The following is a 16,048-nucleotide window of genomic DNA, read 5'->3' as shown; positions in this document are numbered from 1 at the left end:
GCGGGCAGCGCGAATCCTTTTCCTGTTTCAGGCGTCGAGCGACTGGAGTCGGTACTCGGACATCCTCTGGGCGGCGATGATGACCTCGACCCTGTTCCTGGCTTGCATCTTCTGCATCAGCTCGGTCATGTAGTGCTTGACCGTCTTCTCGGTGATGCGAAGCGTCGCGGCGATTTCCTTGTTCGTCATGCCACGCAGCAGCAGCCGGACAATCTGCCCCTCGCGCTGACTGAGCTTGATGGCCTCGGCGACGCGGTGGCGGACGTCGGTGTTGCGGAGCGCGTCGATCACCCGGACCGCAAAGCCCTGGGTAATATAGGTCTCATCCTTCAGCACGGCCCGGACGGCGGCCATCAACTCGTCGGCCGAGGAGCGCTTGAGGACGTAGCCGTGAGCGCCGGCGTCGAGCGCCCGGACGGCATGGTCGACGCCGTGCTGGGAGGTGTAGGCGACGATCTTGATCGCAGGCAGGACGTTGCGGATCGTGCGGATGGCGTCGTAGGTCTCGTCGGGGACGGAGGGGCTCAGAATCATCAGCCTGGGGACATGGAAACGGGCCAGCCGGATCATGTCGGCGGCGGTGACGCCGAAGGCGACGATCTTGAAATCGGTCGACGCCGAAAGAAAGGTCGTGAGGGCCGTCATCATCAAAGGCTGGTCCTCGACAATCGCGATCGTAATATCGCTCATCAAACCCACCCAAAAGAGCCATCATTAAAACTTCCGCCGGTGGAGAACGACGGTTCCAAGGCATTCACGAGGAAAGAAAAATCCCCGAGCCCGAAAGAAAATACCAATTCGTGGAATCCGTCCTTGGATATTCCGGAGGTGTGGCAAGATGCCCGGGCTGCGGTGCTGGGCCGGAAGGCCTCCGAACCCCCGCCGAATGTCGCCGGTTCGCGGCTCCCGACGCTCCCCTTCGCTGAAAGGTTAACGTAAGGAACCCCGGCGGCCACCTCGGCGTCGATGCCTTCCTCGGTGTGTCGGCGGGGAAATTCGTCATGCCTCAGCGCTCCCGAAAGGCGCGTGTCATCTGGTCGATGACGGGCTTGGCCAGATAGGAGGCCGCGGTGCGCTCCTGGGTCGAGACGAAGACCTCCGCCGGCATGCCGGGAACGAGCTTCAGTCCCTTGTGCTGGATCAGGTCCGCCTCGGCCGGAAGCAGGCGGACGTGGGCGATGTAGTGCTCCTGGCCGTTGGACGGATCCCGGGCCGAGGCCGGCGACACCATCGCGACCTTGCCCTTCAGCTCCGGCGTGGTGGCGCGGTTGAAGGCGGAGAGGCGGATGCGCGCCGGCTGTCCAACCCTCACCTGGTCGATGTCGGCCGGCGAGATGCGAATCTCGAACTTGAGGTCGGCGTTCTCCGGCACCACGGTGGCGATCTTGGCCGCCGGGGTGATGACGCCGCCCACCGTGTAGGCAAACAGTTCGTTGATGTAGCCGGACGCCGGGGAACGTATCTCGGTGCGCGACAGCCGGTCCTCGACGGCGAGCTTGCGCTCCTGAAGCTCGGCGATGCGCGCCTCCACTGTGCGCAGGTCCTTCTGGGCCTCGGTCGAGGCGTTCTGGTCCACGGCGATGATCTGCACGCGGATCTCGCTGGTCCTCACCTTGGCGCGCGCGATGCTCGCCTGGATCTCGCCCTGCTCGCCCATGATGCGGGCGTAGTCGCGCTGGGAGGTATAAACGCGCTGGTACTCGACGATCTTGCGCTCGAAGAGCGACTGCAGCTTCTCGCGCTCGGCACCGACGAGCTTACCTTCCTCCTCCTTGGCGGCGAGGCGGGCCGCCATGCCCCTGATCTCCTCGCCGGTTTGGGCGATGCTGAGCTCGAGCTGTTCCTTCTGGCTGTCGCGCGCGGTCTTGTTGCCGGCGAACAGACGGGCCTCGCCGTGGATCACCGATCCGGCGGTCGAAGGGAATAACGCGTGCATGTCGCCGGGAAACTCGACGGACGTCAGGTTGTCGCGTTCGGCCACCAGGCGGGCGCGGCGCCCGAGCGCCTCGACCAGCTGCGCGCGCACGATCAGATGCTCGGCCTTGATCTGGACGTCATCGAGGGTCGCCAGCACCTGGCCTTCGCGAACCTGGTCGCCCTGGCGCACCGACAGTGTCTTGACGATGCCGCCGTCGCGGTGCTGCACCTCCTTGAGGTTCTGGTCGACCTTGACCGTTCCGGCGGCGACCACCGCGCCCTCCAACATCGCCCAGGCGGCCCAGCCGCCGCAACCGGCGACCAGTAGCGCGCTCAGCACGAGGCCGGCGACGATGCGCGGCCACAGCCGCAACGGCCGTTCGCGGGGCGCGTCGATAGCCGGATGCTCCAAGCGGGCGAATTCAGATGCAGCGACATGCTTCATGGCTTCACCTCAGGAATGAATCGACGAGAATTGCAGATGGTGGTGACCGGCGACTTCGATCGTCATGCCGTCTGCGTCGTCGTTGCCGTAATCGACGTCGATGGCGGTGTACTTGCCCTCGGCGAGTTCCTCGAAGCGGAAGCGCACTTGGCGATTGTGGCCGCCGTGGTTCTCGTCGAGGTAGATCTGTTCAAACAGGTCAGCGACTTGCTCCTCGGCGTCGCAGCCTTCCTTGATCGTAATCTGATAGGTCGCGGCCACGATCTTGTCGCCGATTGTGAAGTCGGTGATCTTCTTGACCACGTCCTGCTGCTGAGCGCCGTCATCACCGCGCTGGAACTGAAAGCAGTCATCGCCGGCGCCGCCGGTCAGGACCACCGCGCCGCTGCCGGCGATGATCACGTCGTCACCGGAGCCCGCGATGATCACCTCGAAGCCATCGATCAGGTCCTTGCCGATCTCACGTCCCACGGCGGTGCCGCTGCGCAGATCGATCGTGACGGTGACGGTGGTCGCCGAATAGTCGAGGGTGTCCTGACCCGAATTGCCATCATAGGCGTCGTCGGTGCCGTCGGCCGACGCCAGCACGACGTCGTCGCCGCTGCCGCCGTCCACCTTGTCGGCTCCGCCGCCGTCGGCGATGATGTCGTTGCCGGCCCCGCCGGCGAGAGTGTCGGCTCCCGCACTCCCCGTCATGACGTCGTCGCCCGCGCCGCCGACGACAATCTCGAACTCTGCGATCGCGTCCTCTCCGATATCCTCACCGAAGGCTCGGCCCGAGGCGAGATTCACGGCGATCTTCTTGATGGCCGAGGAATAGTCGAGGGTGTCGGTCCCGGCACCGCCGTCGAGGCTGTCGTCCGCGGCATCGGCCCCAGCGAGAACCAGATCGTTTCCGGCCTCGCCGGCGACCGTATCAGATCCGCCGCCGTCCGAGATCGTGTCGTTGCCAGTCCCGCCGGTCAGCGTGTCGTCGCCGGCGCCCCCGGCCACGACGTCGTTTCCGCCGCCGCCGTCGATCGAGGCCGAAGCCGATCCAGCGGCCGTGAGGGTATCGTCGCCCGCGCCGCCGATGACGATCTCGAACTCCGCGATCGCGTCGTTGCCGATGTCAGTGCCGGAGGCGGTACCCGAGCCCAGATCCACCCTGATCGAACGCGTAGCCGATGAATAGTCCAGCGTGTCTACGCCGGCGCCGCCGGCGAAGCCGTCGTCCGCGGCATCGGCGGCCGCCATTACGATATCGTTGCCCGCGCCGCCGGTGGCGACGTCGTTTCCGCCGCCGTCGGCGATGATGTCGTTGCCGCTCCCGCCGGACATCCGGTCGGCGCCCTCGCCGCCGTCGAGATGGTCGTGGCCGTCACCGCCCTCAAGGGTGTCGTCGCCGGCTCCCGCCAGCAAAATGTCGCGGCCCGCGCCGCCGTCGAGGTGGTCGTCTCCCTCCTCACCCAGCAGGGTGTCGTCGCCTTCGTCGCCCCACAGACGGTCGTCGCCGGTGCCGCCGAACACCACGTCGTTGCCCGTGCCCGCGAACACGGTGTCGTTGCCGTCGCCCGCATAGACCACGTCGTGGCCCGCGCCCGCCAAAATATGGTCGTCGCCGGCCCCACCCGAGATCCGGTCGTTGCCGCCTCTGGCGTCGATGTTGTCGTCTCCGCCGAGTCCCGCGATGGTTTCGGCGCACTGTGTGCCGAGCAGGATGTCGTCGCTCTCGGTCCCGACGATGGGCGGCGCCTCAACCACATTGAAGTAGGCTGTCTGCATGACGATGTGGGAGCCGTCGCTGATCGCGTAGGTCAGCTTGACCTCGCCGAGCATGTTCGGCGCGCGGTCGAATTCCCAGCCGTCCTCGGTGCGGACCAGGGAGCCGGAGGAGGAGAAGATGCCGACCACGGTCAGATTGTCGCCGTCCGGATCGGTGGCGCCGGCCAGCAGCGCCGCCATCGATATCGCCAGACCGTGGCAGGCCACCACGTCGGGAAGATGCACCGCGCCGGAGACGCGGGGCGCGCGGTTGCGGTGATCCGGCGCCGGCGGGTCGCGCGGTCTGTCGCCGCCGCCACCTCCTCCGCCGCCACCTCCTCCGCCACCGCCACTGCCACCACCGGAGCCGGAGTCCTCCTGGCGAGGCCGGTGGTTGTCGTTGGCGACCTTCGGACTCGCGCCGGACCCCTTGTTGTTCAGCTCGGGCTTGTCGGTGCGCGCCTGGGCGCTGAAATCGGTCGCACCGCCGCCTACGGCGCGCTCCTCCTCGGCGTGCGCGACGATCCTGCCCTCCTCGGTCCAGCCCGACGACCGGGGCGGCTCAGGCTGCTCCTCCGCGGGCTCCTCGGCCGCCGCGAGCGCGTCCTCCTTCAGGTTCTCCTCCTCGCCCGAGCCGCGGACCTTTTCACGGTCCTCGCTGGCCCCCAGCTTCATTGGCAGGAAGCTCTTGAGGTAGGCTGTGCAGGATCCGACGATGAGCAAGAAGATCAGCGGCACGAAGCGGCGGCTGCGATCCTGCTTCTCTTCGTAGTCCTCGCGGCCGGGGGCAGTCTCGACGGTGGACTTGCGGGTGGCCTGGACGTTGATCATGCAGGCCTCCGCATTTGGGCTTCTACGGGAATCGTGCCGGCCGGGGTTAGCGCGGAAGGCTGCAGGACAGGAGTCATGATGTCCTGCTTCTTGCCGAAGGCGACCATGCGGCCGGCCTGGACGATGGCGACGAGATCGACCGCCACCAGCGCGCTCGGGCGGTGCGCGATCACGATGGCGACGCCGCCGCGAGCGCGGATGCCCTCGATCGCCGCGGTGAGCGCCGCCTCACCCTCGCCGTCGAGATTGGAGTTGGGCTCGTCCATCACCACCATGAAGGGATTGCCGTAAAGCGCGCGCGCCAGCGCGATGCGCTGGCGTTGACCTGCGGAAAGCGCGCAGCCCTGCGGCCCCAACCTGGTGCGATAGCCCTCCGGCAGCCTGACGATCATCTCGTGGACGCCGGCCGCCTTGGCGGCCGCGATCACCTTGCGGGAGTCGGGCTGGCGCTCGAGGCGACAGATGTTCTCCTCCATGGTAGTGTCCATCAGCGCGACCTCCTGGGGGAGATAGCCGATGTGCCTGCCGAGGTCGTCCTCGCGCCACTGGGTCAGGTCGGCGCCGTCGAGCCGCACGCTGCCGCGCAGCGCCGGCCAGATGCCGGTCAGCGCGCGCACCAGCGTGGTCTTGCCGCCGGCGCTGGGGCCGATGATGCCGAGCGCCTGGCCGGCCTCGAGCTCGAAGGCGACTTCGCTCAGCACCACCTGTCCGGTCCCGGGGACCGCCACGGTGATCTTCTCGACGGAGAGACGGGCGGTCGGATCGGGCAGCCGCATCGGCTCGTCGGCGGAGGCGAGCGCGATGACGGTCTCGCGCAGCCGTTGGTAGGCCATCCGCGCGGCGATGAAGGCCTTCCAGTTGCCGATCGCGAGATCGACGGGGGCCAGCGCGCGCGCCGAGGCGACCGAGACCGCGATGATGGCGCCAGCCGAAAGCTCACCCTTGATGGTGAGGTAGGCGCCGAGCCCCAACAGGGCCGACTGCAGCACCATGCGTAGCACACGCGAAACCGCGGCGAACCCGCCGGTGATGTCGTTGGCCTTCGTCTGCAGATCGAGATGCTCGGCATTGGCCTCGTTGAAGCGGCCGACGGCGCGGCCTGCGAAGCCCATCGCCTTGAGCACCTCGGCGTTGCGCGCGTTGCAGTCGGCGATGCCGTTGCGTTCCGTCGCCGCCTTGCGCGTGGACACGATGAGACGGCGGGTCATGACTTCGCTGACCACGGTGAGCACGACGAGGACGAGCGCGCCCGCGAAGGTCAACGCGCCGAGCATCGGATGAAGGAAGTAGATGAAGGCCAGATAGATCGGCATCCAGGGCAGGTCGAACAACGCCGAGGGGCCCTGGCTGCCGAGGAAGCCACGGACGGTGTCGACGTCCCGCCCGCGCTCCAGCGCTTCGGAGGTGGAGAAGCCGAAACGCGGCATGTCGATGGCGACGCGATGCGCCAGCGGCGCGATCTTGCGGTCGATCCGGGCGCCAACCCGCACCAGCACCTGGGAGCGGACGACGTCGAAGGCACCCTGGAATAGATAGAGCCCGATCGCGAGCACCGAGAGCATCACCAGGGTGGGGATGCTGCCGCTGGTCAGCGCGCGGTCGTAGATCTGCATCATGTAGACGGAGCCGGTGAGCGCCAGCACGTTGATCATGCCGGAGACCACGAACAGAAACAGGACGATGCTGCGGAAGCCCCTTGTCAGCTCGGCCAGGCGCCGGCGCTTCGCGGGTGTGAGCTCTTTCGGTTTAGCCATTTGTTTGGATGCCCTCAGGTGCGAGGAACAGAAATCTGGCCGGAACGGAAAGATGGTCTCCCGTTCCGGCATAGGGTCGTGAGGCTAGAGCGTGACGTTGGAGCCGAGGTTCTGGTGGCCCGCGATCTCGATCTTGAAGTCGGCGGCGGCGTTGCCGTCGACGTTGCCCTGGATGACGGTGAATTCCTGACCGTTGTGAGTCTCGTAGCTCACCGCGAGCTGCCCGGCCGCGGTGAACGCGGCATCGGAAACCAGTGTGAAGCTCTGGTTGCCGTCGACGGCGTAGTTCGCGTCGATGCCGCTGAGGTCGATGCGGTCTCCCGGCTCGAAGCCGACGATGGTGTCGCCCTTGGCCGCTTCCACCGAGCTGAAGCGGAAGGTGTCGTCGCCGAGCCCTCCTTTCATCACGTTGGCGGCGGTGCCGGCGACGATGACGTCGTTGCCGGAGCCGGTGGTGACATTCTCGATGCCCCACAGCGTGTCGTTGCCGGTCTGCGAGCTCGAGGCGCTGCCGTTCGCGAGCGGGCCGGAACCCAGGTTGACGGTGACGGCCGTGCTCGCCGCTGACATGTCGAGCGTGTCGGTGCCCGACCCACCGGCGCCTTCGTCGCCGAAATAGGCGTCGTTGCCATCGCCAATCTCGGCCACGATCAGGTCGTTGCCGGCCCCGCCGAACACGGTGTCGTCGCCCGCACCGGCGTTGATCAGGTCGTCGCCCTGATCGCCGAAGATGCGGTCCGCCCCGGCATCGCCGTAGACGATGTCCGCGTCGGCTCCGGCGAACACGTGGTCGTCGCCCGCGCCAGCGAAGATCACGTCCCGGCCAGCACCGCCGTTGACGAAGTCGGCCCCCTCGCCGGCCGAGATCGCATCGGCGCCAGCATGGCCGACGGCGATGTCGTCTCCTGCGAAGGCGACGATGCTGTCGTCGCCGGGTGTGCCGACCAGCGTATCGGACTGCGCCGTGCCGTTCCGGACCACGCCGTCGGTTGCGGTCTCGGTCTCTTCTTCGTCGTCACCGCCCGCCGTTGGCGCCTCGTCATCCTCGTTCGGCGTTTCGGTTTCTTCCTCGTCGTCCTCGTCCGGCTCATTGGGTTCGAACTGGGGCGGCACCATGCCCGAGAAGGTGACCGAATGGGTTCCGTTCGAGATGGTCTTGGTGCCGTCCTGGTTCTCGACCAGGTGGTAGGTCGCCGGATCCGCCCCTTCCGGAAGCTCGATCACGTCCTCGGCCTGGAGGGCGCCGATGATGGTGTCGTTGCCGCCGTTGGACTTGAACACGATGCGATGGGCCGAGGTGAGGGCCGAAATGTCGATCGTGTCGTCGCCCTCGTCGCTATCGATCGTGATGGTGTTGAGGCGCAGGCTGGTCGCGGTGAAGTCGCCGACGACCGTGAACGTATCGCCTGCTCCCGCGCCGCCCGTCGCTCCAGTCGGTTCGATGCCGTTGATGCGGATCTCTTCGATCTCGCTCAGTTCCGCGATCACGTTGGCGAAGGCCGAACCGCCTCTTGTGACGACGATTTCCGGCGTACGCCCGCCGAAGCTCGCGATGTCGTTGCCGGCAACGGCATCCCAGGCGGCCAACGTATAGATCGTGTAGGCCTCGCTGGAGGTGTTGCCATTGATGACGAAGGTGTCGCCCGCGGTGCCTTCGGTGCCGCCATTGACGATGTCGCGGCCATCGGTCGGGACCGCCGTCGCATTGGCGTTCCAGACAATGGTGTCGTCTCCCGCACCGCCGTTGACCGTGTCTGCCCCGGCGTTGAGGCCCGGCGCGGTGACGTTGACCGTGAAATTGTCGACGTAGAAGTTGTCGCCATTGTCCCAGTTGTTGCCGTCGCCGGTAGTCCGGAAGCGGATGGCCGAGTTCGAGCCGATCTGGGCGGGCGTCAGGGCGGCGCTGAAGTTGAAGGTGCCGTTGGCACCGCCTCCCAGCGTTCCGCCGGTCAAGACCTCCCAGGCGTTGGTGTTGACATTCCGTGCCTCGACGATGACGGTCTGGCCGCCGTTGAGATTGTCGTCCTCGTAGGTGAACGACACCGTCGCCGCGGTCGCGCCGGCGAGGTTGACGGCGCGCTCGATCGTCTCGCCGCCATCGACGCCCTGATTGAACTGAAGGCGGCCGCCGGTGATCGAGATGTCGCCTGCTGTCGGGCTGGTCGTCTCGCCGCCGCCTTCGGTCCAGTTTCCCGTGAACGCGAGCGTGCCGTTGCTGTTCGAATACGACGCGGCTCCGAAGCTGTCGACGTAAGCGCCGTTGTTGCTGCCGGTGCCACCGGTCAACGTGTCGTTGCCGTCGTCGCCGTTGAGGGTATCCGCGCCCTCGCCGCCGAGGATGACATCGTCGCCACCGCCGCCGCTCAGCGTATCGTTGCCGCCGAGGCCGTCGATGAGGTTGGCACCGCCGTTGCCGGTGATGACGTCGGCGTTGGCGCTCGCCGTGCCGAACGGCGCCGGCGCGGCCTGCGCAAGGACGTAGTCGGACGCGTCGATCGCGGCCGTCGTCGTGTTGTTGACCTGGATGGTGCCGATCGTCGCCAGGGACGCATCCCTGACCGTGAGCACGGTATTGGCGCCCACCTGGGTCTCGACAACACGCGTCGCCAGGTTGGCGGCCGTGATGCCGAGGGCGCTGAGGTTGATCAGGTCCTGGCCCCCGGCCGCGGTCGAGTCGAAGCCGGTGATGGTATCGGCACCGAACCCGGCGGCGTTGTAGACCACCACGTCGTTGCCATCGCTGACGTTGATGGTGTCGCTGCCGGCGCCGCCGATAATGGTGTCGGTATCGCCGCCGGTGCCTCCGCTCAGCGTATCGTCGCCAGTACCGCCGTCGACCAGGTCGGTACCGTTGCCGGCATCGATGGTGTCGTTGCCACCACCGCCGAAGATCTGGTTGTTGGCGCCGTTGCCGGCGATGGTGTTGGCCTGCGCGTTGCCATTGCCGTTGATGGCGTCGCCTCCGGTCAGCGTCAGGTTCTCGACTTCGGCCCCGACTGTGTATGAGACCGAGGACTGCACCGTGTCGGTGCCGCCGGCCGCAAGTTCGGTCACCACGTCGGCGGCATCGTCGACGACGTAGATGTCGTTGTCGGCGCCGCCGGCCATGACGTCGGCCCCGGCTCCGCCGTTGAGGGTGTCGGCCCCGAGCCCACCTGTCAGCGTGTCGACGTCGTCGCCGCCGTTGAGGGTATCGTTGCCGTCGCCGCCGTCGAGCGTATCGTTGCCCAGACCGCCGTTCAGGGTGTCGTTGCCCGCCAGACCGCTCAGCGTGTCGGCCAGATCGCCGCCGGTGATGACGTTGTTGCCGGCGTTGCCGGTGCCGATGAACTGGTCGGCGTCGACGCCGCGGTAGGTGAGGTTCTCGACGTTGGCCATGCTCGCGATGGAAAGCTCGGCCAGGAAGGTCTCGACGGTGTCGGTGCCCTCGTCCTGGGCCTCGATCGCGACATCGAGCAGATCGTCGATGCCGTAGGTGTCGTTGCCCGCACCGCCGACCATCGTGTCGGCGCCGACGGCGCCTTCGAAGTCGTCACCAGCGAGGTTCAGCCGGGCGTCGAGATCGTCGTTGCCCGCACCGCCGACCAGGAGGTCGTCGCCGAGCCCGCCGACGAGGTCGTCGTTGCCGGTGCCGCCGAAGATCAGGTCGTTGAGGCCGCCGCCAGTGATCTCGTCGTCGACGCCCTGCTCGCCCACCACGAAGTTGGCCTGAGTGTTGGTCACCGCATTCAGCGACATGTCGACGTCGCCGCCTGCCCGGTCGGCCGGATCGGAGCGGCTGATGAAGTAATCCTCCGCGCCGAGCGCATAGCCGGCGAAAGTCGCGCCGTTGAAGTTGATGCGTTCGACGCCGGTCTGCGCGTTGTTGCCGGTGAAGTGGCCTGCCACCGTGATGGACTGGGCGACGGAGCCCGTAGGCCCGGTCGGTAGGCTGTAATTGATGACCAGGTCGCCGGTCTGGGTCGCGGTGCTGCTGTCGAAGGCGTCCAACGCGGTGATCGTCGGTACCGGAAGCAGGGTCACCGGGTCGATGATGGGCTGACCGGACGCATCGACCGCGTTCGGAGCCTGGATCGAGATGCGGTCGGCGGTGCCGCCGCTGGCGGCATTGACAGCTTCGTTGATGAGGTCGTTGCCGTCGCCGAGCCCGAACGCGTAGGTGTCATTGCCGAGACCGCCGTTGAGGGTGTCAACGCCGCCGTTGATGCCGGCTCTGACGATCGTGATCGTCAGGTTATCGACGTAGAAATTGTCACCGTTGTCCCAGTTGTTGCCGTCGCCGGTTGTCCGGAAGCGGATTCCCGAGTTCGCGCCGATCTGGGCAGCGGTCAGCGTCGCGCTGAAATTGCCGTTGCCTGTCGCGGTGGTGCTGCCGAGCGTGCCGAGAACTTCCCAGGTGCCGCTGCCGCTGTTGCGGGCCTCGACGATGACACTCTGGCCCACGCCGAGATTGTCATCCTCGTAGCTGAAGGACAGCGTTGCGGCCGTAGCCCCCGCCAGGTTCATCGAGCGTTCGATGGTTTCGCCGCCATCGACGGTCTCGTTGAAACGAAGGCGATTGCCATCGATTTCGATGTCGCCGCTCGTGGCGCTGTTGTTGTCGTTTTCCGTCCAGTTTCCGGCGAAGTTTGCAGCATTACCATCGTTGCCGGAATAGCCGCCCGAATTGAAGTTGTCGGCAATCGTTCCCGTCGCAGAACCCGGACCGCCGACCAGGATGTCGTTGCCGCCGAGACCGTTGAGCACGTCGGCTCCGGCAAGGCCGACGATGATGTCGTCGGTCGCCGAACCGTTCAGCACGGGACGGTTGTCGGACGGCGGGCCCTGCGGGGCGAGGCCATTGTCGCTGAACGGGGTGCCTACGACGATACCGAGAGTGCCGTCGGAAAACTGCAACCTCTCCATGTTGCGCAGCAGGTCGGTGCCATCGAGCGGATCGAGGCCGCCGGTGTTGGAGACCACGAGGGTGCCGTCGGCGCGCGCCGAGAACGAATAGTTGGCGCGGACGTCGGAGTAGACTGCGGTGTCGATGTCCGATGCCGCCGCGCCGTCGGAGACGATGTCGCGGACGATCTTGAGCTGGCCAGGATTGATCTGACCCGAGAACACTTTCTGGACCAGAGTCGTCATGCTGTCGTGGAACTCGAGCACGGTGTTGCCGACCGGGCCGTTCTCGTCGAAGTCGGACATCACCGCGATGCGCACCCGCAGCCATCGGTCGCCGTCGAGGATATCGTCGCCGCCGCGGCCTTCGATGAGGTCGCTGCCGGCACCGCCGAGCAGGATGTTGCCGCCGACGAAGCTGCCGTTGGCATCGAACGAGGCCGGTCCCGCGCCGGCGAGAAGCGCCTGCAGGCCCGTGATGAGGGCGATGCCCTCGGCATCCAGGGCACTGCCGCGGAAGCCTTCGGTCGGCACGAGGTCGGCGGTGACGTCGGAACCGCGGATGACGTCATTGTGGGCCGATCCGGACGCGCCTTCGACCTGGGTGAAACTGTCGAGCGCCGCGTTGCCCGGAAGCACCGGCAGACCGGGCAGGATCACCCGGTTGAGGTCGACGTCGACCGCCAGATTCATGTTGGCGTAGGTCGTCCAGTCGTAGCCGGACATGCCGTCGAACTTGCCGCGACCAAGGCTGCCGAACCAGATATCGTCGCCGCCTTCGCCAATGAATTCGTCGAAGCCGCCGTCCCCGTGGAACACGTCGTGGCCCTTGACGGCATCGAGCTGGAACTGGTCGTCGAAATTGTCGCCGACCGCGCCGGTCCAGGCGCCGATCTCGATCCAGTCGTCACCTTCGCCGCCAAGCGTCTGCTCGGTGGTCTTGCTGCCGAGAACGAAGTCGTTGCCGACCCCGCCGAAGGCCTCATCGAGACTGTCGGCGCCGAGCACGATGAAGTCATTGCCCTCGTCGGCGACGATCAGGTCGACGCCCTGGCCGGCGTTGACCGCGTCGTGGCCGCGGCCGGTGCGCATGATGTCGTCGCCGAACTGGTCGGTGATGATGTCGTCACCGTCGCCGCCGATGTACTGGTCGTTGCCGGCGCCGCCCTCCATGCGGTCGTTGCCGGCGTCGCCATAGAGGGTATCGTCACCCTCGCTGGCGATCAGCGTGTCGGCCTGGTCGGTACCGCCCAACAGGACGTGGTCGGCGCCGGTATAGCGCAGGTAGTTCGCTTCGGCTCCATCGGTCGCCGGGTTGTCGCGCAGGACCAGCGGGGTCAGGATCGTGCCACCGGTCGGATCGGCCGAATTGAGCCCCGGATTCCACTGCCGGGTCTGGTCGACTTCGAGGATGAGGCCGGGCGTGGAGAACACGTCCGAAGGCAGATGGCCGGCGTCGGCATTGAGGCCGATTACCTTGGCGAAGGTGTTGTTCTCCATCTCTGACAACAGATGCAGCCCGTCGAGCCGCTGCAGGTAGTAGAAGCGGTCGCCGTCCTGCAGCTTTTCGAGCTGAACCTCGAACACGAAGTTGAAGGTAGAGCCCAGCATGCCGCCGAACGGCATGACCTTCTCGGCGAGACCGCCGATCCAGAGATCGACGTTCTCGAGGCCGCCCAGCGAGCCGCCGGCGTAGATGCCGGTCGCGTTGAGGAAGGCTATGCGGTCGGCATTGAATGCCGCGAGCTCGGCCGGGTCGGTCGGAACGACGACGTCGCCGAAGCTGGTGCCGAAGATCAGCGCCATGGCCGCGTCGCGCTTGCCTTCGACCGTCGTCTCGCCGGTGATCAGCGTGTGCGTTCCGTAGGCGGCGACGAAGTTGATAATCGAAGCCTCGTTCTTGAGGTGGCTCGCGAAGTCGACCCAGCTCGCGTAGGGCCGCAGCTCTTCGGCGTGGCTGCTTGCCTCAAAGAAGTCGCGGCGCGCAGCGTTCAATGACGGCACGCCGGCATCGCGGCCGCGGGCCAGGTTGATGGTAGCCAGATCGAGCGGCAACCCGAGCAGATTGTTGCGCAGCGCGCTGGTGACGAACTCGTCGATCTCGTTGCCGACCTGCCGCGTCATGCCGCGGATGATGTTGCCGGCGGCGACGCTGTCCGCGACGGTGTGGCCCGAGTCGAATTCGATCGGGTTGAGGAAGGCCTCGATGAGCCCGATCTGGTCGTTAGTGAAGGTCGGGTCGAGCCGGTCGATCGTCTCGGTCAGCATTGAGTGGCCGAAGCGGTAGACCACGTGCGCGAATTCGGCGACAATGCTCGGATTGATGTCGGCGTGGTATCCGTCCGGCACGACGAAGAAGTCGATGTTGGGCTGCACCTTGCGGGCGAAGTCCTCGAAGACGAGATGTTGGTATTGCATCTCGGTGCCGAACTTGGCGGCCTGGAACAGGCGTTCGCCATCCCAGACGAGGGCGGCGATCTGAGCGGGCGTCGTCGGCAGTGCGGCGAGGTCGACGGCCAGCCATTCGTTGAGGAAGGCCAGGTCGTTCGAGGCCAGGACGATCTCTTTGGTGTGCTCGACCAGCCGGTTGTGCTCGGAGTGGAAGATGTGGTGGACCGCGGTCAGGCCGATGTTCTCGTTGGCGCGGCCGTCGCCGGCGATGAAGTGGGCGTCCAGCAGTTCGTTGTCGTAGACCGCCGGGTTGTTGCCGGGGTTGAGCAGCCCGATTTCAATGTCGCCGTCGGCGATGCCGTTCGGCACGGCGTCGTGCGCGATGTCGGCAAGGAAGGCGGCGTTGATACGGATCGCGGTGGCGACGCTGACCGGCGCCGTCGAGGTGCCGGAGATGACGATGTCGTCCGCAGTGTTCGGAATGCCGTCGGCGCCGACGCCGGTGATCACCTGGGCGAAGCCCGCGGCATTCGGAATGAAGTTGCCGTACGGGTCGGTGCGAAGCAGCGGCACCGCGCCGACGTCCTGGTCGGTCAGGAGGATGCCAAGCATCTTGGCCTGTTCCTTGACCTCGCCCCAGGTGGCCATGCCGCCCGGCTGGTCTCCGCCGCCCTCGATCAGCTGGCCGGTAGCGTGCGGGACGCCGTTGGCGTCGAGCGCGTACTGGCGCAGGAAAACCTGGTGGGAGGCATGCGACGTATAGGTCTGGTTCTGGTCGACAAACGGCGTCGTGGTGTTGACGGGACGCACGTCGTCGGCCGTCCCCATGACGCCGTCGGCGCCCGGGCTGACGGTGGCGCGGGTCAGGACCATGAAGTTGGTCGGGCTACCCGGCACGTACAGCGGATCGTCCGGCTGGAGCGGAACGAACACGGTGCCGCTGCCGCCCTTGTTGACGAGATCCAGACCGTGATCGAAGAACTGGCCGAACAGAGTGAACCAGGAGTTGAACGGGGCCGACAGGCCGACGTCCGGAGAGACGTTGACGACCTGGACGTTGTCGCCGTCCATTGTGATCCCGAACGGCTCGAGGCCCGCATCGCGGACCGCGCGCGCCACCGCCAGATCGTTGAGCATGTCGTTGTGCACCGCCGTGGCCGCCGCGAAGGCGTCGATCGCCGCCTGTTCGGCCGCGCCGGGAACGGTGGACTCGTCGCCGTCGCTCAGCTGGTTCGCCGCCGCCTTGGCGTTCTGCATCACCACGCGGGCCTGATACTCGGCGTCGAGCGCGGGTTTGAAGGCGTTGTAGATATCTTGCACGAGAGCGACGTTAGCCAGCGTGGCCTCGACGATCCCGCCGGACTGCAGGCCCTTCATGATCGCCGCCGGGTTCGCGAGCGTCTGATCGACGATCAGGTTAGAGATGGTGCGCAGGCTCGAATCGAACACCATCGAACCCGGGTTGTTGGACGGCGCGTAAGACGTCGGCACGGCGGGCGCGCCCGGCGGCAGGAAATTGCCCGGTACGTTTTCCGCGGGCCTGAAGGTCGGATCCAGCAGTTCGGGGAACGGCATGTCCGCGGCGCCCCACTTCTCCTGGCCGGGCAGCAGGTTGTTGTTCTGTCCGTCGACGGTACGAAGACCGATGCTGAGGTTGTAGGATGGGACCGAGCCGACCTGGCCGGCCAGACCGGCTCCGTAGAGCGGCGCGGCGTTCGGGTCGAGCGGATTGACGATATAGGCGGCGTGCTTCTCCGCGACCTTGATCTGCGCGAGAATGAAATCCAGATCGCTCCTGATGTACGCAACCATGGCGGCCTCACCTGTTGTGGCGCACGGTCCGCCGCGGCGGCCGAGCCGTTGAAATTTTTGCGAGCCGTCCGCGTCGGATGGCTCCTATGGGCTCAGGTTAGATTTTTCTGTGAACAACGGGACAGGGTACAAGGTCCAACGAACTCGTGGGACCGAGGTCTGGCGCTTCGGCCGACCATGGTCGTAGGACCTTGGTCCGATCGGCGGACGACCATCCTCGCTTCGCCAGCGCCTCGGCGCGGCGGGTGAAGCGGTGTTTTCCGGATGTTTT

At 66.5% G+C, this 16,048-nt stretch carries 5 protein-coding genes; all 5 read right to left on the bottom strand.

What is annotated here, in order from left to right:
- Nucleotides 1–27: 27 nt before the first annotated feature.
- The 5 genes from AB7531_RS10960 to AB7531_RS10940 all read right to left on the bottom strand — a co-directional run bounded on the left by AB7531_RS10960 (nt 28) and on the right by AB7531_RS10940 (nt 15,777).
- On the bottom strand, nt 28–690 hold the full coding sequence (locus AB7531_RS10960) for a LuxR C-terminal-related transcriptional regulator (protein ID WP_063981736.1): 663 nt from the start codon (nt 688–690) through the stop codon (nt 28–30).
- 316 nt (nt 691–1,006) lie between these two features.
- On the bottom strand, nt 1,007–2,362 hold the full coding sequence (locus tag AB7531_RS10955; protein WP_063981735.1) for an HlyD family type I secretion periplasmic adaptor subunit: 1,356 nt from the start codon (nt 2,360–2,362) through the stop codon (nt 1,007–1,009).
- 9 nt (nt 2,363–2,371) lie between these two features.
- Nucleotides 2,372–4,936 carry a calcium-binding protein gene (locus AB7531_RS10950; protein ID WP_063981734.1) on the bottom strand — a complete coding sequence of 855 codons (2,565 nt, stop codon included), beginning with the start codon at nt 4,934–4,936 and terminating at the stop codon, nt 2,372–2,374.
- The gene (locus AB7531_RS10945; RefSeq protein ID WP_063981733.1) at nt 4,933–6,690 is read right to left on the bottom strand and encodes a type I secretion system permease/ATPase; all 1,758 of its coding nucleotides are present in this window, start codon (nt 6,688–6,690) and stop codon (nt 4,933–4,935) included. Before AB7531_RS10945 ends, AB7531_RS10950 begins: the two co-directional genes overlap by 4 nt.
- 84 nt (nt 6,691–6,774) lie before the next feature.
- Nucleotides 6,775–15,777, bottom strand: coding sequence for a peroxidase family protein (locus AB7531_RS10940; protein WP_063981732.1), 9,003 nt, complete (start codon nt 15,775–15,777; stop codon nt 6,775–6,777).
- Between the last annotated feature and the right edge of the window lie 271 nt (nt 15,778–16,048).

Origin of the sequence: Bradyrhizobium sp. 63_E2_N1_3, assembly GCF_052076005.1 — a bacterium.
GTDB classification, from domain to species: domain Bacteria; phylum Pseudomonadota; class Alphaproteobacteria; order Rhizobiales; family Xanthobacteraceae; genus Bradyrhizobium; species Bradyrhizobium barranii.
Note: the sequence above shows the minus strand (reverse complement) of the source record. Positions and strands in the feature narration are given on the sequence as shown.

What these genes read in the sequence shown, in the direction of transcription:
- AB7531_RS10960 (WP_063981736.1), bottom strand. Translation starts at nt 690, where the DNA reads ATGAGCGATATTACGATCGCGATTGTCGAGGACCAGCCTTTGATGATG.
- AB7531_RS10950 (WP_063981734.1), bottom strand. Translation starts at nt 4,936, where the DNA reads ATGATCAACGTCCAGGCCACCCGCAAGTCCACCGTCGAGACTGCCCCC.
- AB7531_RS10940 (WP_063981732.1), bottom strand. Translation starts at nt 15,777, where the DNA reads ATGGTTGCGTACATCAGGAGCGATCTGGATTTCATTCTCGCGCAGATC.
- AB7531_RS10945 (WP_063981733.1), bottom strand. Translation starts at nt 6,690, where the DNA reads ATGGCTAAACCGAAAGAGCTCACACCCGCGAAGCGCCGGCGCCTGGCC.
- AB7531_RS10955 (WP_063981735.1), bottom strand. Translation starts at nt 2,362, where the DNA reads ATGAAGCATGTCGCTGCATCTGAATTCGCCCGCTTGGAGCATCCGGCT.